At 51.2% G+C, this 20,486-nt stretch carries 19 protein-coding genes; 7 read left to right on the top strand and 12 right to left on the bottom strand.

What is annotated here, in order from left to right; genetic code table 11:
• The first annotated feature begins 135 nt into the window (after window positions 1-135).
• Entirely contained in the window at window positions 136-699 is a 564-nt protein-coding gene (ahpC, locus tag BN3772_RS04645; protein ID WP_042197182.1) for an alkyl hydroperoxide reductase subunit C, read from the top strand.
• Window positions 700-713: 14 nt separating this feature from the next.
• Entirely contained in the window at window positions 714-2,243 is a 1,530-nt protein-coding gene (ahpF, locus tag BN3772_RS04640; RefSeq protein ID WP_042197181.1) for an alkyl hydroperoxide reductase subunit F, read from the top strand.
• 76 nt (window positions 2,244-2,319) lie between these two features.
• Here ahpF and BN3772_RS04635 read toward each other — a convergent pair whose 3' ends face one another.
• Both BN3772_RS04635 and BN3772_RS04630 read right to left on the bottom strand, forming a co-directional pair.
• Window positions 2,320-3,780, bottom strand: coding sequence for a S8/S53 family peptidase (locus BN3772_RS04635; RefSeq protein ID WP_042197179.1), 1,461 nt, complete (start codon window positions 3,778-3,780; stop codon window positions 2,320-2,322).
• 186 nt (window positions 3,781-3,966) lie between these two features.
• Entirely contained in the window at window positions 3,967-4,938 is a 972-nt protein-coding gene (locus tag BN3772_RS04630; RefSeq protein WP_042197176.1) for an aldo/keto reductase, read from the bottom strand.
• 154 nt (window positions 4,939-5,092) lie between these two features.
• Here BN3772_RS04630 and BN3772_RS04625 point away from each other — a divergent pair, with 154 nt between their 5' ends.
• Window positions 5,093-5,536 carry a MarR family transcriptional regulator gene (locus BN3772_RS04625; RefSeq protein ID WP_042197173.1) on the top strand — a complete coding sequence of 148 codons (444 nt, stop codon included), beginning with the start codon at window positions 5,093-5,095 and terminating at the stop codon, window positions 5,534-5,536.
• Between the two features lie 82 nt (window positions 5,537-5,618).
• On the opposite strand, the gene BN3772_RS04620 is transcribed toward BN3772_RS04625, so the two are convergent.
• Both BN3772_RS04620 and BN3772_RS04615 read right to left on the bottom strand, forming a co-directional pair.
• Complete coding sequence (locus tag BN3772_RS04620) at window positions 5,619-7,217, bottom strand: hypothetical protein (RefSeq protein ID WP_042197170.1); 1,599 nt, start codon at window positions 7,215-7,217, stop codon at window positions 5,619-5,621.
• The gene (locus BN3772_RS04615; protein WP_042197168.1) at window positions 7,210-7,923 is read right to left on the bottom strand and encodes an ABC transporter ATP-binding protein; all 714 of its coding nucleotides are present in this window, start codon (window positions 7,921-7,923) and stop codon (window positions 7,210-7,212) included. The genes BN3772_RS04620 and BN3772_RS04615 overlap by 8 nt, the downstream gene beginning before the upstream one ends.
• Before the next feature lie 162 nt (window positions 7,924-8,085).
• On the opposite strand from BN3772_RS04615, the gene BN3772_RS04610 reads away from it, so the two are divergent.
• Window positions 8,086-9,117, top strand: a complete 1,032-nt coding sequence (locus BN3772_RS04610) for an S-layer homology domain-containing protein (RefSeq protein WP_086074406.1) — start codon at window positions 8,086-8,088, stop codon at window positions 9,115-9,117.
• A gap of 112 nt (window positions 9,118-9,229) precedes the next feature.
• Here BN3772_RS04610 and BN3772_RS04605 read toward each other — a convergent pair whose 3' ends face one another.
• From BN3772_RS04605 to BN3772_RS04590, 4 genes are all read right to left on the bottom strand, one after another.
• Window positions 9,230-9,814 (bottom strand): NAD(P)H-dependent oxidoreductase, encoded by a 585-nt coding sequence (locus tag BN3772_RS04605; RefSeq protein WP_042197166.1) that lies wholly within the window; start codon window positions 9,812-9,814, stop codon window positions 9,230-9,232.
• A gap of 117 nt (window positions 9,815-9,931) precedes the next feature.
• The gene (locus BN3772_RS04600) at window positions 9,932-10,474 is read right to left on the bottom strand and encodes a GNAT family N-acetyltransferase (protein WP_042197164.1); all 543 of its coding nucleotides are present in this window, start codon (window positions 10,472-10,474) and stop codon (window positions 9,932-9,934) included.
• A gap of 381 nt (window positions 10,475-10,855) precedes the next feature.
• The gene (locus tag BN3772_RS04595; RefSeq protein WP_042178885.1) at window positions 10,856-11,896 is read right to left on the bottom strand and encodes a HAMP domain-containing sensor histidine kinase; all 1,041 of its coding nucleotides are present in this window, start codon (window positions 11,894-11,896) and stop codon (window positions 10,856-10,858) included.
• On the bottom strand, window positions 11,893-12,567 hold the full coding sequence (locus tag BN3772_RS04590; RefSeq protein WP_042197161.1) for a response regulator transcription factor: 675 nt from the start codon (window positions 12,565-12,567) through the stop codon (window positions 11,893-11,895). Before BN3772_RS04590 ends, BN3772_RS04595 begins: the two co-directional genes overlap by 4 nt.
• Before the next feature lie 210 nt (window positions 12,568-12,777).
• Between BN3772_RS04590 and BN3772_RS04585 the strand changes: the two genes are divergently transcribed.
• Window positions 12,778-15,171: an ABC transporter ATP-binding protein/permease gene (locus tag BN3772_RS04585; RefSeq protein ID WP_042197159.1), complete on the top strand. Its 2,394-nt coding sequence runs from the start codon at window positions 12,778-12,780 to the stop codon at window positions 15,169-15,171.
• Between the two features lie 84 nt (window positions 15,172-15,255).
• Window positions 15,256-16,206: a class I SAM-dependent methyltransferase gene (locus BN3772_RS04580; RefSeq protein ID WP_042197157.1), complete on the top strand. Its 951-nt coding sequence runs from the start codon at window positions 15,256-15,258 to the stop codon at window positions 16,204-16,206.
• A gap of 273 nt (window positions 16,207-16,479) precedes the next feature.
• On the opposite strand, the gene BN3772_RS04575 is transcribed toward BN3772_RS04580, so the two are convergent.
• Entirely contained in the window at window positions 16,480-16,830 is a 351-nt protein-coding gene (locus BN3772_RS04575) for an ATP-binding protein (RefSeq protein WP_244444681.1), read from the bottom strand.
• Between BN3772_RS04575 and BN3772_RS31150 the strand changes: the two genes are divergently transcribed.
• A complete protein-coding gene (locus BN3772_RS31150; RefSeq protein WP_042197152.1) occupies window positions 16,762-16,944 on the top strand; it encodes a hypothetical protein in 183 nt (60 codons plus the stop codon). The genes BN3772_RS04575 and BN3772_RS31150 overlap by 69 nt on opposite strands.
• A 57-nt stretch (window positions 16,945-17,001) precedes the next feature.
• Here the strand turns inward: BN3772_RS31150 and BN3772_RS04570 are convergent, their stop codons facing one another.
• The 3 genes from BN3772_RS04570 to BN3772_RS04560 form a co-directional block, all read right to left on the bottom strand.
• On the bottom strand, window positions 17,002-17,292 hold the full coding sequence (locus BN3772_RS04570; protein WP_042197150.1) for a MazG nucleotide pyrophosphohydrolase domain-containing protein: 291 nt from the start codon (window positions 17,290-17,292) through the stop codon (window positions 17,002-17,004).
• A 157-nt stretch (window positions 17,293-17,449) separates the two neighbouring features.
• Window positions 17,450-18,856, bottom strand: a complete 1,407-nt coding sequence (gene uxaC, locus BN3772_RS04565; RefSeq protein WP_042197148.1) for a glucuronate isomerase — start codon at window positions 18,854-18,856, stop codon at window positions 17,450-17,452.
• A gap of 18 nt (window positions 18,857-18,874) precedes the next feature.
• Window positions 18,875-20,485: a mannitol dehydrogenase family protein gene (locus BN3772_RS04560; protein WP_042197146.1), complete on the bottom strand. Its 1,611-nt coding sequence runs from the start codon at window positions 20,483-20,485 to the stop codon at window positions 18,875-18,877.
• Window position 20,486 lies beyond the last annotated feature (1 nt).

The raw sequence follows: 20,486 nt of genomic DNA, 5'->3' as shown, positions 1-20,486 counted from the left end.
ACTTGTGAAATGGATAACACATGCTTGACAAATAATAATTTCTAGATGATAATTATTATCAATAAAGAAATGCTATTTAATAGCAGTTCAAAAAAAGCCGCATTCTTGCAGGCACACCTTAGGAGGAAAATTAATATGTCCCTGATTGGAAAAGAAGTACTGCCGTTCAAAGCGTCTGCCTACCACAATGGAAGCTTCATCGATGTATCCGAAGCTGATTTCAAAGGTAAATGGAGTGTAGTTTGCTTCTACCCTGCAGATTTCACTTTCGTATGTCCTACTGAGCTGGAAGACCTGCAGAACGAATACGAAACATTGAAGAGTCTGGGTGTTGAAGTATTCTCTGTTTCCACCGATACCCACTTTACACATAAAGCATGGCATGACAGCTCCGAAGCTATCGGCAAAATCACATACATCATGATCGGTGATCCGTCCCACACCATCTCCCGCAACTTCGACGTTCTGATTGAAGAAGCCGGTATGGCTGACCGCGGTACCTTCATCATTGACCCTGACGGTGTAATCCAGGCTGTCGAGATCAATGCAGACGGCATTGGCCGTGATGCCAGCATCCTGGTCAACAAGATCAAGGCTGCACAGTACGTACGCAACAATCCGGGTGAAGTATGCCCGGCCAAATGGCAGGAAGGCAGCACAACCCTGAAGCCAAGCCTTGACCTCGTAGGCAAAATCTAAGGAGCGGATGAATTATGGCGCTTGATGCGGATATCAAAGCACAGTTAGCGCAGTATCTTCAGCTCATGGAGGGCGAGGTACTGCTGAAGGTCAGCGCCGGAGACGACAGCGTTTCGCAAGAAACGCTGTCTCTGGTGAATGAGCTGGCCGAAATGTCAGCCAATATCAAAGTAGAACACACTTCACTTCCGCGCACGCCAAGCTTCAGCGTGAATCGTCCGGGCGAAGATACCGGCATTACCTTTGCCGGTGTTCCGCTCGGCCACGAATTCACCTCGCTGGTGCTGGCCTTGCTGCAAGTGAGCGGCAGAGCTCCAAAGGCGGAGCAGGAGACGATTGATCAGATTAAGGGCCTCAAGGGTGAATACCACTTCGAGACCTACATCAGCCTGACCTGCCACAACTGTCCGGATGTGGTGCAGGCGCTGAACCTGATGAGCGTACTTAACAGCGGCGTAACCAGTACGATGATCGATGGTGCTGCTTTCAAAAGCGAAGTTGAGAGCAAGGATGTTATGGCGGTTCCGTCCGTCTACCTGAACGGCGAGTTCTTTGGCAGCGGCCGGATGACCGCGGAAGACATTCTCGCCAAGCTGGGGACCGGACCGGATGCTTCCGAATTATCCGACAAGGCACCCTTTGATGTTCTGGTTGTCGGTGGCGGTCCTGCCGGCGCAAGCGCCGCTATCTATGCGGCCCGCAAAGGAATCCGTACCGGTATCGTCGCTGAGCGCTTCGGCGGCCAGGTTATGGAGACGATGGGCATCGAGAACTTCATCGGTACCAAGTACACCGAAGGGCCGAAGCTCGCCGCGAGCCTGGAAGAGCATGTGAAGGAATATGAAATCGATGTGATGAAGACCCTGCGCGCCAAGCGTCTGGAGAAAAAAGATCTCATCGAAATTGAGCTGGAGAACGGCGCCGTGCTGAAGAGCAAGACGGTCATTCTCTCTACCGGCGCCCGCTGGCGCAATGTAGGTGTTCCCGGCGAAGCCGAGTTCAAGAACAAAGGCGTAGCGTACTGCCCGCACTGTGACGGCCCGCTCTTCGCCGGCAAGCATGTCGCCGTAATCGGCGGCGGCAACTCCGGTATTGAAGCGGCAATTGATCTTGCGGGTATTGTCAGTCATGTTACTGTGCTGGAATTCATGCCGGAGCTGAAGGCAGACTCTGTGCTTCAAAAGCGTCTGTACAGCCTGCCTAACGTAACCGTGCATAAGAACGTTCAGACTAAGGAAATTACCGGCACCGACAAGGTGAACGGCATTACCTTTATCGAACGCGACACCGGTACGGAGCAGCATGTCGAGCTTGAAGGTGTATTCGTACAGATCGGCCTTGTGCCGAACACCGACTGGCTTGCGGATACCCTGGAGCGTACCCGCTTCGGCGAAATCGTCGTCGACAGCCACGGCGCAACCAGCATTCCGGGCGTATTCGCCGCAGGTGACTGCACCAACAGCCCTTATAAGCAGATCATCATCTCCATGGGCTCCGGAGCAACCGCCGCCCTGGGTGCATTCGATTATCTGATCCGCAATTAATCTGCATTATAAATAACCGGTTCTGCTGTTTTCCCCCATGGGCAGCAGGACCGGTTTTTATGATTTGCTTTTGTGGTCATATATCCTCTACATATCGTTCAAACCATTCCAAAACCGGCAATGCCTTACCCGGTATTTCATCAGGATCATACGTCATTTCCAGTTTCGGAAATCCCGGAACCTTATCCAGATACCTGCTGACACACCAGCGGACACTCCAGTTGGGATCAGCTGCCCATGGAATCCAGTATTCCACTTCATTTTCTGTAGCCTCCTGTAATAACCCGTACGCATACCAGCCGCGCACTCCGCCCTCCTGCTCCTCGCGTAGATTTGTCCAGAATGTAGTTCGTTCATCAGCACTATCTGGTTTGTGCAGTGCCTTAACAGCGATTTTCCGGATCACAGATGACGGATCTTGTGTATAAGCCCAGAGCTCTGCACGTCCACAACGCTGTTCTTCGAGCAATATAGAGAGCGCCAGTGCCCGTTCTATGGGATCGTCTGAAACAATAGATATGGATGGATTCTGAACACTAATGGGGAACGCGTGGCCCGGAGTACCGTTTATGAAATAGCCCTCGCCCAGCGCTTGTATCACATTCGCAGCATTTACTCTAGGCGCTTGATTATCATAGCCTTCAAACGAAACTCCGCAATCCACCAGTACATTCCTTAAAGTGTCTGCCTGAAGCTCCGGGTATTTGGAGAATAAAGCTGCACACATCCCTGTTACAATTGCGGATGCCCCGGACGTCCCCCAAAAATACGACAACGCCTCAGGCTGCTCGTATGTCTCGCAAAAAGGAACCGGCAGATACACTCTCGGTGCGAGAATATCCGGTCTGATATGCCCATCACCGTTTCTGCCGTAAGGCTCATCCGGATGGGGAGAGTGCAATTCCGCTTTTGCAAAGCCATGATCATTGTAGCCGCCAACTGCCAGAAATTCTGCCGGAGGCATGATATTGATTGAACTTGAATTACCGTTAGCACATACGACCAGAATGCCATGCCTAAGCGCCGGGACCAGCGCCTGGACCGTTGAGTTTCTGTTTGTATTTTTAAGTAGAGTCACAACATCCAAGGCGTGCCAGCCCATGCTTAGTATGATTCTGATGTTCCATTCCCGGCTTCGTTCGAGAATATAACCGATCCCGCGCTTCAGCCGCTCTCCTTCCCCCTCCCTGAAGGCCTGATGGTTAAGCACAATGAAATGAGCCGCCGGGGCCAGACTTGTATACTGCATTCCTTCCGCTTCAAAAGGCTCATGTGCTAACAGCAGCAATGCCATTAGCCCATGCTCTCCGCGGTCACCGTCGGCATCATCAGGCTCTTCGCAGGCAAGGTCCCGGCACTCGACAGATAAATCCTGATTCACAGATATATATTTGAGCCGTGAACCCAAATGACGGATCGTTTGATGCGGTCTTAGCATATCAATGATAACAATTCCGACGCCTCGGCCGGCGTCTTCTTCTGGCGGATGAGGAAAGCCGAGCCTTGACCATACAGGTTCATGCGGTTTATTAGTCATTACAATCTCATCCCTTCTCTTAAAAAAAAGATTAATGCTGAGCTAGCCGGCTAAGTCAACAAGTTAAAGGCCACCCCAGATGGGATGGCCTTGTTGTTAAATTATTGATTGTTATATTGCATACGAATATTATCATAAATACTAGATCATTTTGATATAAAAGGAAGTGATTGAAGTCACTCTAATTCATATTAAGGGATGGGGAATATAGAGTGCCTCTAAGCTTGCTATTTCTTCAGCACTTAGCTGAATGTCCAGCGAAGAAACAGCTTCTTCAAGATGGCTAATCCGGGTAGCACCGATGACCGGAGCTGTAATTCCTTCCTTTTGAAGCAGCCATGCAAGCGCAACCTGAGCACGCCCAATTCCCCGCTTAGCCGCAACCTCCGCTACTCTCTCAGCGACTCTACGGTCCCCTTCCTCCGTATTAACAAACATTGCTCTGGCAATCTGATCCTTCTCCGACCTTGGTGTGGACTGATCCCAGTCTCTGGTTAAACGGCCTGCGGCCAGCGGCAGATACGGCGTGATGCCAACGCCCTGGTCTTTACAGAGCGGAAGCATTTCTCTTTCTTCCTCCCGGTACAGCAGATTCAGCCTGTTCTCCATCGCTATGAACCGTGTCCAGCCATTAAGCTCCGCGGTATGCTGAGCTTTCGCGAACTGCCATGCCAGCATGGAGGAGGCGCCCAGATATCTGACCTTGCCTGCCTTAACTAAATCGTGCAAGGCTTCCATCGTTTCTTCAATTGGTGTAGCAGAGTCCCAGCGGTGGATCTGATATAGATCAATGTAATCTGTTCCGAGCCTTCTGAGACTGTTGTCCACCTCGGTCATGACCGCTTTACGGGAAAGTCCCATTGTATTCGGACCCTTACGCATCGGTACGAAAACCTTTGTAGCAATAACAACTTGGTCACGGCGGGTGAAATCCTTTAAAGCACGTCCAAGCATTTCTTCACTGGTTCCGTCGGAATACATATTTGCAGTACTAAAGAAGTTAATTCCCAGCTCAACTGCCTGCTTGATAACCGGTCTGCTCTCCTCTTCCTTTAGTGACCATGGGGTATTTCCGCGTTCCGGCACCCCGAAGCCCATGGTTCCAAGACTGAGCCTCGATACTTCTAATCCGCTTCGTCCAAGCTTTACATATTCCATTGAACCTGCACTCCCTTTCGTATTGTAGCTTTTAAACTCCACATCAGTTGACGTGTCAACCTAAAGAGCAAGCCTTTTTCTTGGTTGACATGTCAACTTACTTGATCACTTTACCACCTTGTGGTTGACACGTCAACCATGATATTATATTTTCATGGACAATATGAGCGAGCTTAATGAAGATGAAATGCAAATATGGAATATGTGGAAAGGCTCTTTTAAGCGTGTTTTCGGCCGCGTTGTAAAAGAAATGTCTGATCATACCGGACTATCAGAGGGTGATTTCGGAGTATTGGACAGGTTAGTCCAGTTCGGGAACGGCAAGCTGCGGCAACAGGAGTTAGCCGACTCGATGGACTGGGATAAAAGCCGTCTGTCCCATCATTTAACGCGTATGGAGAAGCGCGGTCTGGTTCTGAGAAAGCCTTCCGACACGGACCGGGGTGTACAGGTTATGATTACGTCTGCCGGAAAGTCAGCACTGGCTGAAGCCCTGCCCATCGTTTCAAAAGCTATTCGCAGACATTTTCTGGATCTGATAACCAGCCAGGACATCGAGTCGATTGCACGACTGGCAGATAAAACAAAAAATCCTTAACCGCTGAGCTCGCCAGCTGCTGAAAATGACTAATACCCCTTCGCCAGAACTAGCGGAGGGGTATTGCCTGTATACTATTAAATCACAACCCCAAAAACAACCGCTCTCCCGCATTCTTCAAATATCTGTACATCCCCGCGCACAATCCGGCCAAAATGACGCCTATTCCGAGCATAATTACTTTTCCGTCTAATCCTGTCAGCAGGAACTTTAACGCCAAAGGCACCAGCAGGCTGACAAAACTCAGCAGCATCGCCACCAGCACCGCTGCGCTCTGCTTAACAACCTGAACCTCGGTGGTCCACTCCAGCTTGGGCAGCTTCAGGTTGACGATAACTCCTGTCAGGGCGGAGAAGCAGGCGTAGATAACCGGAATTACCAGGAGAAGCAGACTTTCCAGCCACTCTGTACCCAGTGATATCATCAACAGCACACAGCTCACAACCGTAACCGGTACGGTAATGGTCAGGTTCACCGCCACCTTGCTGAGCAGAATAATGTGCTTGGGCACAGGCGAGCTCCGCAGAATCCATAAATGGTTGCCTTCCAGAGAAATTGAGCTGGACGTAGTGCAGCTAAGGGCTACGAAAAATGACACAAATATTGGCGCCAGAGTGTTCAGATACTGCTGCAGCTGCGGAACATCTGCCAGCTGTCCAAGCTGCTCCGGACTGGTAAACAGCAGAGCCACTGACATTATGAACAGCAGTACCATGCCGATTCCTGTATTCAGCACATAGATGGATGAGCTGAAATAGCGGCGCAGCTCCTTCCGGTACAGGGCCTGAAAGGCTGTGGATGCCTTAAGCGGCTGCATGGTATATTTACGGCCTGCCCGGCTGGTTGAAAGCCCCGTATGAATCGCTTTATAACGGGTTCCCAGTACGGTACAGAACACGGCGAAAGAGAGCACGGACAGCAGTGTGAATACAAGAAAAGCATCAACACGGTAAGCACTTATTGCATCCACATACAGCTCCGCAAGCGGGTACAGCTTGAATATCATATCCGCCAGCCCTGTTCCCAGATCAGCCAGCTCCGGTTGATTTCCGTCCAGTGTGAAAGAGCCGAGAATAAGGACAACCACAAACAGCAGGGTTAACACCAGATTAATCATCCGGCTTGCCCGGAACCGGGAGGATACCCAGCTGATCAGTGCACCGACCACCGTCGCGGCAATAATCGGAATGAACGGGATACTTAAGAGCAGCGGTACAAAAAGCAGATAATAATAGGCTTCCGGACGCACCTTTAGCGCATACACCACTCCCGCCGGCAGCATGACTATCAGAGTAAAAAACAGATTCAGCACATACAGCTGCAGTACCCGGCTCGCCACCACATGACTCGTCTTCACCGGCAGCGACATCAGCAGATCGTAGTCCTTGTAGCTGAACAGCACGCCGCCCGCTTTATACACCGTGGTGAAGAATGCAACCACTGATGTAACAGCCATCATAATGGCCAGGAGCAGATCCAGACGGCCGATTTGCTCAAAAGCTGCCGCCATCGCATAGCTGTATCCGAACGAAAACACGGCGGCCAGCAGCACACCGCAAACGATAGCAAGACTAACCAGAAGCTGCTTACGTCTTTCTTTTGCATCCTTCGTATGAAGGGCTTTATTGAGCCCAAAGGTGGAGAGCAGCTGCAGCTTCGTAAGTCTCCAGATATTAATCATGATCGATCAGCTCCATAAAAACTTCCTCCAGACTGTTCTCCCCTTTGACATCCTCGGTTTTGCCCCCGGCGATCAGCCGGCCTTCCTTGATAATCGCAATTTTATTGCACAGTTTCTCCGCCGTATCCAGTACATGTGTCGAGAAAAAAATCGCACTGCCTTCGCTGCATACCTCTGCCATGATCGTCTTCAGCGTATGTGCCGCCTTCGGGTCCAGTCCCACAAAAGGTTCATCCAGCACCAGCAGCTTCGGCTTGTGAATGAGCGCAGAGATAATCGCCAGCTTCTGCTTCATGCCGTGGGAATACCCGGAGATCAGATCCCCGAGATGGGGAGTCAGCTGAAAAGCGCCGCCGTATTTGGCTATGAGCAGCTCACGGTCCTTCCTGGATACGTTAAACAGATCGCCGATGAAACCCAGGTACTGAATCCCCGTGAGATGGTCGTACAGATCCGGATTGTCAGGAATATATGCGATACGTGACTTGCAGGCCAGAGGATCTTTTTTCATGGAGATGCCGTCAATTTCAATCTCGCCCTCTTCAAAATCGAGCACACCGACCACCGCCCGGATCGTTGTCGTTTTGCCCGCCCCGTTATGACCGATAAAGCCGTAGATATCCCCTTTTTCGACTGTCAGACTGAGGTTATGTACAGCTTTCTTCCCGCCCTTATAGCTTTTCGAAAATTGTCTGATGGTTAACATGCCTTCACCTCTTCCATACTGTTCAACAACTGACTGTAATACGAATAGCCCGGGGAAATCGTTCATTCCTTCGGATAAAAAATACATTGTAACCTTTTTGCACCTTCGTCCGTCTATGAAAACAAATAACTAACCACAAACTAAACCCTGAGGTGAATTCTAATGAAAAAATCATTCAAGCTTGTTACACTATCCGCCGCTGCTGCAATCGCATTTACTTTTGCCGGAGAACAATTCGCTTCTGCCGCCGCCTTTACCGATCTGAATAATGTTGCAGATAAAGATATAATCATTGCCTTACAGGATCAAGGGCTGATCAAAGGAATCAGCGCAACCCGGTTCGGCCCGCATCTGCCGATCTCTGAAGCGGAAGGTGTGCAAATGATCGTCAATGCTGCCGGACTCAATCTGGATACGATCCGGTTTGTGAAGGCCCCTAAGGCTACGGATTATTTCGTGAATGCGAATGATTCCGCCTGGTATGCGCAAGCTCTCATCATTGCCGGTGTGCACGGGCTAGACCTGCCGGCCGATCTTCAGCCGGGCAGTAAGCTGACACGTGAAGCTTTTACCCATCAGCTTATTGATGCAATTGAACTGGGCGGACGCCTGCCGATGATCAAGATCGCACCTGTGGAATTTGCAGATCAGGATCAGGTTACAGTGGAATATTCCGGCTCGCTCCAGCGTGCCCTGGCTTACGGGGTAGTGAAGCTGGATAACAGCGGCAAGCTGAATCCGAAGCAGCAGATTACCCGGGCTGAAGCTGCAGTGGCGATTAGCAATGCGCTCGCATACCTCAAAGCACATCCGGCACCGGGTGCCCAGAGCGAGATCCTTACCGCAGAAGAAGCGGTTCAATTAATTAAGGAAGCCGTAGGCCCGGAAGCGGATCTGCAGATCAAGATTGACCCGGCGGCCAGCATGAGCAGAGAATCGTTCACCTACCTGCTCATCAATACGCTGCAGTCAAGCGGCCAGCTGCCGATGTATAAGCTCATTCCGGTGGACATTGCGGACAACGCAGAGATGGACACTCTGAACTCGGGAGCGATTCAGACAGCAATTGCCCTCAAGATTGTCAGCCTGGATCAGGACGGCAATTTTAATCCGAAAGACCCGATTACCCGTACAGACGGGACTGCGATGGTCAGCCGGGTGCAGGAGATTCTGAAGAATAAAAACTCCATATAATAGATTTTGAAGTGGTTCATTCCTGTTAACACACACCAAAAAGAACGGCACTGGTTGCCGTTCTCTTTGGTGTGTATTGTTTATCTGATGCTGCTTCTGCTGCCCAGACGGCTTACAGAGCGCTGAAGGTTTCCTTTACCTGAGCCAGCATCCTGCTGCGCTCTTCATCACCCGCACCGCTTCCCACACCGCCGAACAGGAGATGCTCCAGCACTTCAACGCCGCAGAATTCAAAGATTCCGCCGCCTGACGTCTGTTTCAGTGAATTGTGCATGCCAATAGCCTCATACACTTCCCCCGGAGTACCGTGGGTGTTAACGATGATCCCCTGCTTGCCTGTGAACAGCTTGTCTATGCCGCCCTCCGCATTGTACTGATAAGCGAAGCCGTAAGAAAAAGCACGGTCTACATAGCCTTTGAGAATAGCCGGAAGTCCAGTCCACCAGATCGGATAGACAAAAGTAATAACATCCGCCTTACGCAGATATTCCTGCTCTGCGGCAATATCTGCCGGCGTGTTGCCTTCACGCATCGCTGCAGTATCTGCAGGGGATAATACCGGATTGAAGCCCAGCTTATACAGATCACGGACATGAACCTCGTGGCCCTGGCCTTGCAGAGCAGTTACTGCAGTATCAAGAATAGCCTGGTTGAAGCTTCCTTCATGCGGATGAGCGTAGACGATCAGGTGATTCATTATTTTACAACCTCCGGTTATATAGTATTAGATTACGGGCACAAGCTGCGCAATAAAAAAAGCGCCTCTCGAGTTGTAACTATATCAGTTACAACTCGAGAAAGCAACTTCATTTTTCTATGGACGGATAATACCGTAATGCACCAGATCCACGTACCTGCCTTCTTTTCTTATATGATCTCTCAGGATTCCTTCCTTACTCATGCCAACTTTCTCCATTACCTTACCCGAGCCTGCATTGGTGCTGAAGTAACGTGCAAATACTTTATGGTACAGCCTGTCTTCAAAAGCGAACTTGACCATTGCCGCCGCCGCCTCAGTAGCAAATCCGTTTCCCCAGAATTCCTCGCCTATCCAGTAAGCCAGCTCGCCATGGTTGAATTTGCCGCTGTGGGACAATGCTACCGCACCATATAATGCTCCGGAGAGCTTGTCTGTTACGGCGAACTCATACAACAGCTCTGCATCAAAGTTAGCCTCATGGCGGTCAATCCAGCTCAGGGCATCCTCTATCGTATAAGGATACGGCAGGTACATTGTTGTCTTGAAGATATTGTAGTTATTGCACAGCCTGGCTACTTCTGCGGCATCAGACGAGGTGAATAATCTCAGCAGCAGCCGTTCTGTGGAGATTGTTCTGTCACCGTTGTTATATGACATAGTTAGCAGCCTCCCAAAAATGTTAGTGGTGACCAGATTCACCGGTCTATTGTACAAGGAGCATTGCGTTTGTTCAGGATACCATGTCATTCGCCGCAGCGCGCTTTATTTCCTCTATGCCGGGCACACGCTGCAGAATCTCCATCATAGAGCGTCCTATCAGCTTAGCTGCACTTTATACACTTATTATCCCTGTTTTTTGCTGCAACAGCACTTTAAGTGTATTCCGTGCAACTAAAAAAGCCGAAAACGGCCTTTTTAGCCGATTCGGACAGCTTTAGTTGCACAGCGTACAGTTATACGCGCAGATGCAGTTTTTTCAGTAGTTTTAGTTGCACAGAATACAGTTAGTCCCCGCACAGGTAGTGGTTTGCATTCCCCTTACACCGGCAAAATAACGGTAAACACCGAGCCCTTCCCCGGCACACTCTCCGCCGATACATTTCCGCCGTTCAACTCCACAATCCGCCGCACCAGCGCGAGGCCGAGACCGTTGCCCTCAGCGGAACGCGACTTGTCACCCTGATAGAACTTCTCGAAGATCCGTATCATTACTTCCTCGGTCATCCCCGTACCCGAATCCTTAATCCGCACAGTTACCGCATGCTCCGTCTGAGCCAGACTGACCGTTATCTCTCCGCCGCTGTCCGTGAACTTGATCGCGTTGCCCAGCAGATTCAGCCATACCTGCATCAGCAGCTCTTCATTCCCGTAATAAACGACCGGCTCAAGTGTCAGATCCAGATTAAGCGCCTTATCATTCCACTGGGCTTCCAGCAGCAGCAGGGCCTGGCGGAGCTGCTCATCAAGCGCGAACTTTATCCTGCCGGCAACAATCTCCTGGTTCTCCAGCTTGGACAGCTTGAGAATGTTGCTGGACAGCGATGACAGCTGCCGGGTACTCTCAATGATAAGCCTGCTGTAGTCCGCACGTTCCTCCGGCGACAGCTCCTGGTCCTGCATCAGCGAAGCATATCCCTCAATCGCAGCAATCGGCGTTTTGAATTCATGCGACACATTGACGATAAAATCATTGCGCAGCGTCTCCATACCGCCCAGTTCCTGAACCATGCTGTTAAAGTTCACCGCCATCTCGCCGATTACATCCACTTTATGATCCTCATGTGCCACTCTGGCACTGAAATCCCCCTTGGCTACCCGCTTCGCCGCTTCACTCAGATCGTTAATCGGAGCCAGCAGCTTCCGCCCGACAATTGCTGTAATAGCTGTGCCGGTAAGCACGCTTGCAAGCAGCAGCACGGACACCGGCCAAAAAATATGAAACCGCCCTACATCAATCAGGCCTGATTTGACAATCAGCATGCTGAGGCCGAACATCAGTATCCCGTCACACAGCAGGATCAGAAAGACGCTCAGTACCAGCGCCCCCCACAGATTACCGTTTTTGCCCGGCCTGCTCACAGATGCTTCACCGCCTTATATCCCAGTCCGCGCACCGTTACAATCTCGAACTCGGGGCAATCTTTGAAGCGTTCACGCAGCCTGTTGATATGCACATCCACCGTACGGGCATCCGTCTCTGAATCCATTCCCCAGATTTCGTCCATCAGCTGCTGGCGGGTAAATATTTTGTTCGGATAGGATAATAGCTTGTACAGCAGATAGAACTCCTTCTGGGGCAAAAGCGCACTGTGGGCCCCGCGGTGTACCGTCAGCGAATCATAATTCAGGATAAGTTCGCCGATTCCCAGCCTGCGCTCACTTACAATCTTAGCCCGGCGCAGCAGCGCCCCGACCCGCAGAATCATCTCGTTCACATCAATCGGCTTCACCATATAGTCATCAGTACCTGCCAGGTAGCCGCGCTGCTTATCTTCAAAGCTTTCTTTTGCCGTAACCATCAGCACAGGAGTATTATAGCCCGCATCACGAAGCCGTCCGGTCAGCTCATACCCGTCCACATTCGGCATCATAATATCGGAGATAATCAGATCAATATGCTGTGTATCCAGCAGCTCCAGCGCATGCTGGCCATCCTCGGCCAGTACCGGGTTATAGCCGTGCTTCGCCAGTACGGTGCCTATCAGCTGCCGCAGCTTGCCGTTGTCTTCCACTACCAGAATGTTAATCATTTATGCACCTGCATTCTCTTAAGGTTCCATTCTTAACTATTGTACAACAACTTTATGAACCGATTGTGAACCAACGCACGTATCAGTAACTATACATAGGCTTCTCCCCTGCCTGCCGGCGGCACGGAGTTGATGTTCAGTTCATAATCGTATGTTACGCTTTGCGCAAAGACAGAGAATCAAGGATAAAGAGAGGATGAGATTAACGGTATGCTGCAGCTCAAAAATATCTCCAAAAGCTATACCACAGGCAGTTTCACGCAAACGGCACTTAATGATGTAAGTCTCGATTTCAGGAAAAGCGAGTTTGTGGCTATTCTCGGACCCAGCGGCTCAGGTAAAACAACCTGCCTTAACATTATCGGCGGGCTTGACCAATATGACAGCGGTGACCTGATCATCAACGGAGCCTCAACCAAGAACTTCAAGGACAGCGACTGGGATGCCTACCGCAACAACAGTGTCGGTTTTATTTTCCAGAGCTATAATCTGATCTCCCACCTGAGCATAACCGATAACGTGGAGATGGGGATGACCCTGAGCGGCGTAAGCGCCGATGTTAAACACAAGAAGGCTGTAGAAGCGCTGGAAAAAGTCGGGCTGAAGGAGCATATCCACAAAAAGCCGGGCCAGCTGTCCGGCGGCCAGATGCAGCGTGTTGCCATTGCCAGAGCACTGGCCAACGACCCTGACATTATTCTCGCGGATGAGCCGACCGGCGCACTTGATACCGTGACCAGTGAGCAGATTATGGAGCTGATCCGGGAGATTGCCAAAGACAAGCTTGTTGTTATGGTTACCCATAACCCGGAGCTGGCAGAAGCCTATGCCGACCGGACTGTGCAATTCAGGGATGGTAAAGTCATCTCTGATACCAATCCCCCGGCTGATCTTAAGACTAACACGAATTATCAGCTGAAAAAGACGGCAATGAGCTACTTTACCGCACTTAAATTATCCGGTAAAAATATCTCGACCAAAAAATGGAGAACGGCGCTGACTGCCTTCGCCTCCAGCATCGGGATCATCGGAATTGCACTGATCCTGTCCTTATCGAACGGGTTCGACAAGCAGATCAGCAGCTATGAATCCGGTGCTTTATCCAACTTCCCTGTGACGATCAGCGAAACAGCCGCGCAGATCGATATGTCCAATCCTCCGGGAGCACAACCGGAAGCGGCTGACAGCAAATGGACCGAGTTCACCGATGCAAGTGAAGTTTATCCATATGATCCAACCGCTAACACCGTCCTGCATTCCAATGTGCTCAGCAAGGAATATCTGGACTACCTGGACAATATCGACCCTGCCTATCTCGACGGAGTATCTTACAGCCGTAAGGTTAATATGAACATTCTCCGTTCGGACGGCGAAGCCGCTGTTCCTGTAGACACAGCCAGCCTGAATTTCACCTCCTATCCGGATAAGCCGGACGGTACAGAAGGCAGCTATCTGGCAGACTACTATGATCTGCTCGCCGGCAGTCTGCCCGAGCAGCCGACTGATCTGGTAATGGTTGTCGATGAATACAACCGTATGAACCAGAGTGTTCTCGAAGCCCTCGGTCTTGATTACAATGCAGCTAATCTCAGCTTCGATGATATTGTCGGCCGGGAGTTTAAGCTGATCTATAATGATGATTATTATACTGAAGCAGACGGGATGTTCAGCCTGAACGGCAACGCCGCCGATCTGAGCGAGATGTATAATGACGCTAACGCGGTTACCCTGAAGATTTCCGGAATTATCCGCAAGCAGCAGGATTCACCGATGTCCACCATGTCGGCAGGAATCGCTTATTCGGACAGCCTGTCGGAACAGTTCATTGAGAATGCACAGGGCTCAGCCATTGTACAGGCCCAGGAGCAGCAGGATCAGGTGAATGTACTGACCGGCAAGGTATTCTCCCAAATCGGCGGAATTGATATGAGCGGTATGGGCATGGGTATGGGAATGGGCATGGGCGGCTCAAGCACGAGCACCGACCCGGGCAGTGCAAATTCCAAGGAAGCTGCGCTTGCAGCACTTGGCGCTGTAGCAACACCCTCATCGATCTCCTTGTATCCGAAGGATTTTGGGGCCAAAGAGAATATTGTTGCTTATCTCGACAAATGGAATGAAGGCCACAGCAATGAAGAAATGATTGTCTACACCGATCTGGCTGCAATGGTAACCAGTCTCTCCAGCGGTATTATGGACGGAATCACGATGGTGCTGATCGCTTTTGCCTCCATCTCACTCGTCGTATCCCTGATTATGATTGGAATCATCACCTATATCTCCGTACTGGAACGGACGAAGGAGATCGGTGTACTGCGCGCGCTCGGCGCCCGCAAGAAGGATATCACCCGCGTATTCAATGCGGAAACCTGCATTATCGGCTCGCTTTCCGGCCTGCTTGGCATCGGGATTGCCTATCTGCTGACCCTTCCGGTCAATATGGTGCTGAAGTCACTGACAGACCTGTCGAATGTCGCACAGCTTAATCCGCTGCATGCCCTCGGGCTTGTTGTACTCAGCGTTGGCCTGACCATGCTGGGCGGCTTCATCCCTGCCAAATTCGCAGCCAAAAAAGATCCAGTCGTGGCGCTGCGCAGCGAATAACTCTTGCCATACAGGAAGCCGGTCTTGGACCGGCTTCTTTTTTTATTTATAATGAAGAAAAAACGAAGCACTGGAGTATATAAAATGAGGAAGTTCACAAATGAAACCGCCAAAAAAATATTGGCAAATGAGATTACTGTACAGACCTTGCTGCAGCAATATCCGGAGTATAAGGAAGAGGTGCTCCGCGAGCTGGGTGAGATTAAAAATAATGCCGGAGCTAATGTCATACAGGCCGTCATCGGCCGTTATACCGCCAGCGCCAAAACCGCCAATGCCAAAATCAGCAAAAGCGGGATGAATGAAGTCACCGTGAACGCTTTTCTGCCGAATATAATTAAAGCCCGGTTTGCCATCCACCTGCTGGAGCAGCTGAATGTTGCGGTATCCGCTAACTCTGGAGGCAATGTCCGTTTTAACCGCTGGGACGGAACGATCCTGCAGAAGCTGCTGTTCCGTAAAGGATTCGAGCGAAAGCCGGTATCCCTTCCTTTGTTCCGCTTTTTCTGGAGGCTCATTAAGGACAAGAAGATTCTGATGCCGCTTGTGGGCAAAAAGGGGATTTACTGTTTCTACTCCAAAGAGCTGATTAAGGAGCTGGCAGTGCTTACGGGTGGACGCAAATGCCTGGAGATTGCAGCGGGTGACGGAACGCTAACACGCTTCATGAATGAAGCCGGCATGAACTGCACAGCCACCGATGATTACAGCTGGAAGCATTACATTGATTATCCTGCATTTGTAGAGAAGGCGGATGCCAAGACAGCATTGGCCAAATATAACCCTGAAGTCGTGATGTGCTCCTGGCCTGTTCCCAGGAATCCCTATGAAAGACATGTGTTCAAGACGGATTCTGTACAGCTCTATATTGTGATTGGAACACGTAATTCGCAGACAACCGGTGATTTCGAGGCTTACCACAGTCCCGGACCATTCAGCATGGAGCTGAGCGAACGCTTATCCGCACTCCTTCTGCCTCCGTCGGGCGACAATGCAGTGTACCTGTTCAGACGGAACCCGGCGGGAAATCTCTGAACCCTACATACAGGTTTAGCCGCCGGCGTATAACCGCAAATAAAAACGGCACGCCGGCTAATGCCGGCATGCCGCCTTTGCTCCGCTTGACCTGTCCTCCGACGACATTGCCTGCGCAAGGCGCTGCTCTTTCTTTCGGCTGACAAGGGCGGGATTTGTGAGGCTCCCTGCATGACCGGTGTTATTGTCCAGATTGTCAGCAGCTACTGATGCAGGAAAGCAATTCACAATTCAAATTTACCCGTTAACCGGCATTTAAAACGCCATTTCTGCCTAAGATATTTTACTTGAAAGGTTCTGCGCTGCTGCGGGCGCAAATGGAATAGCAAAGGCAAAGGTACATCCTTTACCACTGGTCTCCTTCAGCCACACTTTACCGCCCATAAGCCCGGCCAGCTGTCTGCAGATGGAAAGTCCGAGCCCCGCTCCGCCGTATTTACCCGGAGAACGATGCTCATGAATCTGTGAATAGGAGCGGAACAGTATATCCTGCTGGTCCGGCGGCAGTCCGATTCCGGTATCCTTCACTTCAACGGACAAAGTGACATTCTCCGGGTGAAAGCCTGCATTCCGGACAGTGAGTCTGACCTCGCCCTGTTCGGTGAATTTCAGCGCATTGCTCACCAGGTTCGTCAGAATCTGGATAATCTTTGGGCTGTCACCAAGCAGGAGCGGACTTTCCGTGCTGTCATATACCGCATGCAGCCTGATCCCCTTCTTCTCGGCACGTCGATGTAATCTGTTTTCAACATCATTCTGCCCGTCCTTTCACTAGTTATATCAAATAGAATTCATTCAATCCCAGTTCCTGTGGTCATTAATCTCCCGCTTCTCCCGGAAAGCCTGTTCCAGATCAATATCCAGCTTGTTCGCCAGATCAAAAATATTCCAAACCACATCATACATCTCATAGCCCAGGTTAGCTTTACGTTCGGCATCCGGATGAAAGGAGACGGACAGCACCTCTTTGGATAATTCACCGACCTCCGTCATCAGATACAGCATCCGCTGCTCAATAGTGCTCGTATCAAAGCCCTTTATTTCACTAAACTTTCTGACATACTGCTGAAACGCTGCTGCATCCATTTCTTCCGCTCCCCGCCCATTTTCTTTTCTCTCTTCTACAAATCTTAATTCATTATACATGAAAAAAACGCAGAGCCCGAAAAAGCGGGCTCTGCGTGAAAACTTACTATTCTTTGTTCTGCTGCAGCTGTGGCCGCGAGTCCGGATAAATGCAGCCTCACTCAGCCAATCCAAAGTAACGCTCTGCATTATTATAACAGATGTCCTGTACGATGCCGCCCAGAAAAGGCAGGTCGCGCGGCGCTTCGCCGCTTGCCACCCAGCCGCCGATCAGGTTACAGAGAATCCGGCGGAAGTATTCATGGCGGGTATAAGACAGGAAGGAACGGGAATCGGTCAGCATCCCGACAAAACAGCTGAGGAGACCCAGATTAGACAGTGAGGTCAGCTGCTTGATCATACCGTCCTTCTGGTCGTTGTACCACCAGCCGGAGCCGAACTGAACCTTGCCCTTGATGCCTTCACCCTGAAAAGCCCCGATCATCGCCGCCAGCACATCATTCTGCGCGCCGTTCAGATTATACACAATCGTCTTCGGCAGCTCGCCTGTCCGGTCAAGACCATCCAGCAGCTTGTATAGACGCTCGGCATAGCTGTGGTCGCCGATGATATCGAAGCCCGTATCCGGCCCGAGCTTCCGGAACATCCGGGTATTCGGGTTGCGAAGCGCTCCGATATGCAGCTGCATGGTCCAGCCGTGCGCTGCATACCCCCGGCCCATGGCCAGGAACAAGGCCGTTGCATACTGGTCACATTCCAGCTTGCTGAGGCTTTGTCCGCTGAGCCGTTTGCTGAAAATTGCTTCAAGCTGAGAGGAGGATGCCTCCTCAAACGGCAGATCGGTGAAGCCGTGATCCGAGATCATGCAGCCATGCTTATCAAAGTATCCGATCCGCTCCAGCAGGGCGCGTTCCATGAGGTCATAGCTGGTAATCGCGTAGCCTGCCGCCTGCTCCAGGGTGGCCAGATAAGCCGGGAACGTCTCAGCCCCGATTAACATGGCCTTATCCGGACGGAAGGTTGGCGTGACGCCGGTTTTGAACTCTTTTTGCGCCGCTAATTCAGCATGGTGCTTGAGGTCATCCGCAGGATCATCGGTCGTACAGATCCATTTCACATTAGAGCTTGTGATCAATCCCCGGGCCGTGAAGCCGTCTGTCGCAATAAGCTTGTTGCAGTGGTCATAGATCTCCCGCCAGTTGTGCGGATTCAGCTGCTCTTCGATACCGAAATAACGCTTCAGCTCCAGCGCAGACCAGTGGTACAGCGGATTGCCGACCGTATAGGGCAGCACCTCGCTCCACTTGGCGAACTTCTCTTCATCTGAAGCCGGACCGGTGATATAGTTCTCCTCCACGCCGAAGGTTCTCAGCGCACGCCATTTATAGTGATCCCCGCCCAGCCAGACATCGGTGATGCTGCTGAATCGTTTATTCTCTGCGATGGCTTGCGGATCAAGGTGGCAGTGATAGTCAATGATCGGCAGCGCCTTGGCATACTCGTGATACAATATCCGCGCTTCCTCCGACTGCAGCAGAAAATCCTCCTGGATTAATCCCTTCATTACGTATGCTCCCCGCCTTTACTTCACGTATTTCTCAAGTGTGCTTCTTACCGCTCCCGGTCCGGCCAGCAGCTCGTAGAACATGCCCTCAATCTTGCCGCCAAGGCCGATGTCATACAGCTTCACGCCGAACAGCTGCTCATCTTCGAGAATAGCACGCACATTAGAGCTGGTGTCGCCCAGCTTCACACCCTGCAGATGGCCCTGCAATGTTTCGAGCAGCGGGTCAGGACTGAGCGTAAAAGCTTCACCTTTATCATCCACAGCCAGCAGATAACGGCACCATACCGCGATAGCCAGCGGAATAGCAGTCAGGTCAGCCGGGTCCAGATCCTCCCTGCGGACATACGATTTGATCGTTTCTCCGAAGCGGATGCCCACCTTCTGCGAGGTATCTGTCGCAATCCGCTGCGGTGCATCGGGAATGAACGGATTGGCAAAGCGCTCCTTCAGCACCTCATCCAGGAACTGCTTTGGACTGATAATACCGGGATCAACAACGACCGGCAGCCCTTCCTTATAGCCGATAATTTCCACCAGCTTGCGCAGCGTCTCGTCCTTCATCTCATCAGCGATCAGGGTGTAGCCGAGCAGGCAGCCGGACACGGCAAGCGCTGTATGCAGCGGGTTAAGGCAGGTGGTAACCTTCATCGTTTCAATATTATTGACCGTATCCCGGTCGGTGAAAATAATTCCCGCCTGCTCCAGCGCCGGACGGCCGTTCGTGAATTTGTCTTCAATAACCAGATATTCACTGATCTCGGCATTAACAAACGGTGCAGTATAGGTATTCTTGGAAGTAACAATAACATCCATCTCACCGATGCCCTGCTCCAGCAGTGCAGCCTGGACGGTTTCGGACGGGCGCGGTGTGATTTTATCAATCATCGACAGCGGGAAGGTAATCAGCTGCTCATTCAGCAGATAATCTACGAAGCCCGCTTCCACCGAGCCTTTTGCCGCCCATTCCTTGGCTATTGTGACGATCCCGCTCTTAAGCTTATCACCGTTATGCGAGCAGTTATCCATGCTGACAAAAGTCATCGGGTACGCGCCTTTCAGATACCTCTTGTATGCAAGGGCCGCTACAATGCTCATCGCATGAATGGGCTGCTCCGGCCCGCCGGCGATATCCTTCTCGACAATACCGAGATACTGGCCGTTCGGCCCGGTCAGGGAATACCCCTTCTCGGTAATCGTGAAGCTGGCCATCTGCAGACTCGGGTTCTCGAAGATTTCAGTCAGCCTTTGGTCGTCCGCCTCGCGGGTTTTGTCGGCAGTGATGCCTTCCACGATGCTGCTGACCACTTTCTTCTGGAAGTCGCCGCGCGCATTCATCAGCACCAGCAGAGTCAAATTGTCATACGGCTTGTAGACCTTGTCGATCATCTCAAAATCAAACGTCTCCGCTGCAATGATCCCCGTGTCCGCCGCCCCGCTGTCGAGCAGCTTCTGATGGGCATTGGCCACGAATCCGCGGAAGATGTTGCCTGCGCCGAAATGCACCCATTCCGGCTTCTTCAGCGTATTTTTCGCCACTGTATCATAATCGAATTTCGGAAGCTCTACGCCGGCAGCCTCCCAGGAGGCCGCCTCATTCTGGATACCGGATCGGGTCAGGCGCAGCATG

It is taken from the genome of Paenibacillus camerounensis (assembly GCF_000723885.1).
Taxonomy (GTDB): domain Bacteria; phylum Bacillota; class Bacilli; order Paenibacillales; family Paenibacillaceae; genus Paenibacillus_AQ; species Paenibacillus_AQ camerounensis.
Note: the sequence above shows the minus strand (reverse complement) of the source record. Positions and strands in the feature narration are given on the sequence as shown.

Excerpts from the sequence above, each read along its gene's own strand:
- ahpC (WP_042197182.1), top strand. The coding sequence starts at position 136 with ATGTCCCTGATTGGAAAAGAAGTACTGCCGTTCAAAGCGTCTGCCTAC.
- ahpF (WP_042197181.1), top strand. The coding sequence starts at position 714 with ATGGCGCTTGATGCGGATATCAAAGCACAGTTAGCGCAGTATCTTCAG.
- BN3772_RS04635 (WP_042197179.1), bottom strand. The coding sequence starts at position 3,780 with ATGACTAATAAACCGCATGAACCTGTATGGTCAAGGCTCGGCTTTCCT.
- BN3772_RS04630 (WP_042197176.1), bottom strand. The coding sequence starts at position 4,938 with ATGGAATATGTAAAGCTTGGACGAAGCGGATTAGAAGTATCGAGGCTC.
- BN3772_RS04625 (WP_042197173.1), top strand. The coding sequence starts at position 5,093 with ATGGACAATATGAGCGAGCTTAATGAAGATGAAATGCAAATATGGAAT.
- BN3772_RS04620 (WP_042197170.1), bottom strand. The coding sequence starts at position 7,217 with ATGATTAATATCTGGAGACTTACGAAGCTGCAGCTGCTCTCCACCTTT.
- BN3772_RS04615 (WP_042197168.1), bottom strand. The coding sequence starts at position 7,923 with ATGTTAACCATCAGACAATTTTCGAAAAGCTATAAGGGCGGGAAGAAA.
- BN3772_RS04610 (WP_086074406.1), top strand. The coding sequence starts at position 8,086 with ATGAAAAAATCATTCAAGCTTGTTACACTATCCGCCGCTGCTGCAATC.
- BN3772_RS04605 (WP_042197166.1), bottom strand. The coding sequence starts at position 9,814 with ATGAATCACCTGATCGTCTACGCTCATCCGCATGAAGGAAGCTTCAAC.
- BN3772_RS04600 (WP_042197164.1), bottom strand. The coding sequence starts at position 10,474 with ATGTCATATAACAACGGTGACAGAACAATCTCCACAGAACGGCTGCTG.
- BN3772_RS04590 (WP_042197161.1), bottom strand. The coding sequence starts at position 12,567 with ATGATTAACATTCTGGTAGTGGAAGACAACGGCAAGCTGCGGCAGCTG.
- BN3772_RS04585 (WP_042197159.1), top strand. The coding sequence starts at position 12,778 with ATGCTGCAGCTCAAAAATATCTCCAAAAGCTATACCACAGGCAGTTTC.
- BN3772_RS04580 (WP_042197157.1), top strand. The coding sequence starts at position 15,256 with ATGAGGAAGTTCACAAATGAAACCGCCAAAAAAATATTGGCAAATGAG.
- BN3772_RS04570 (WP_042197150.1), bottom strand. The coding sequence starts at position 17,292 with ATGGATGCAGCAGCGTTTCAGCAGTATGTCAGAAAGTTTAGTGAAATA.
- uxaC (WP_042197148.1), bottom strand. The coding sequence starts at position 18,856 with ATGAAGGGATTAATCCAGGAGGATTTTCTGCTGCAGTCGGAGGAAGCG.
- BN3772_RS04560 (WP_042197146.1), bottom strand. The coding sequence starts at position 20,485 with ATGCTGCGCCTGACCCGATCCGGTATCCAGAATGAGGCGGCCTCCTGG.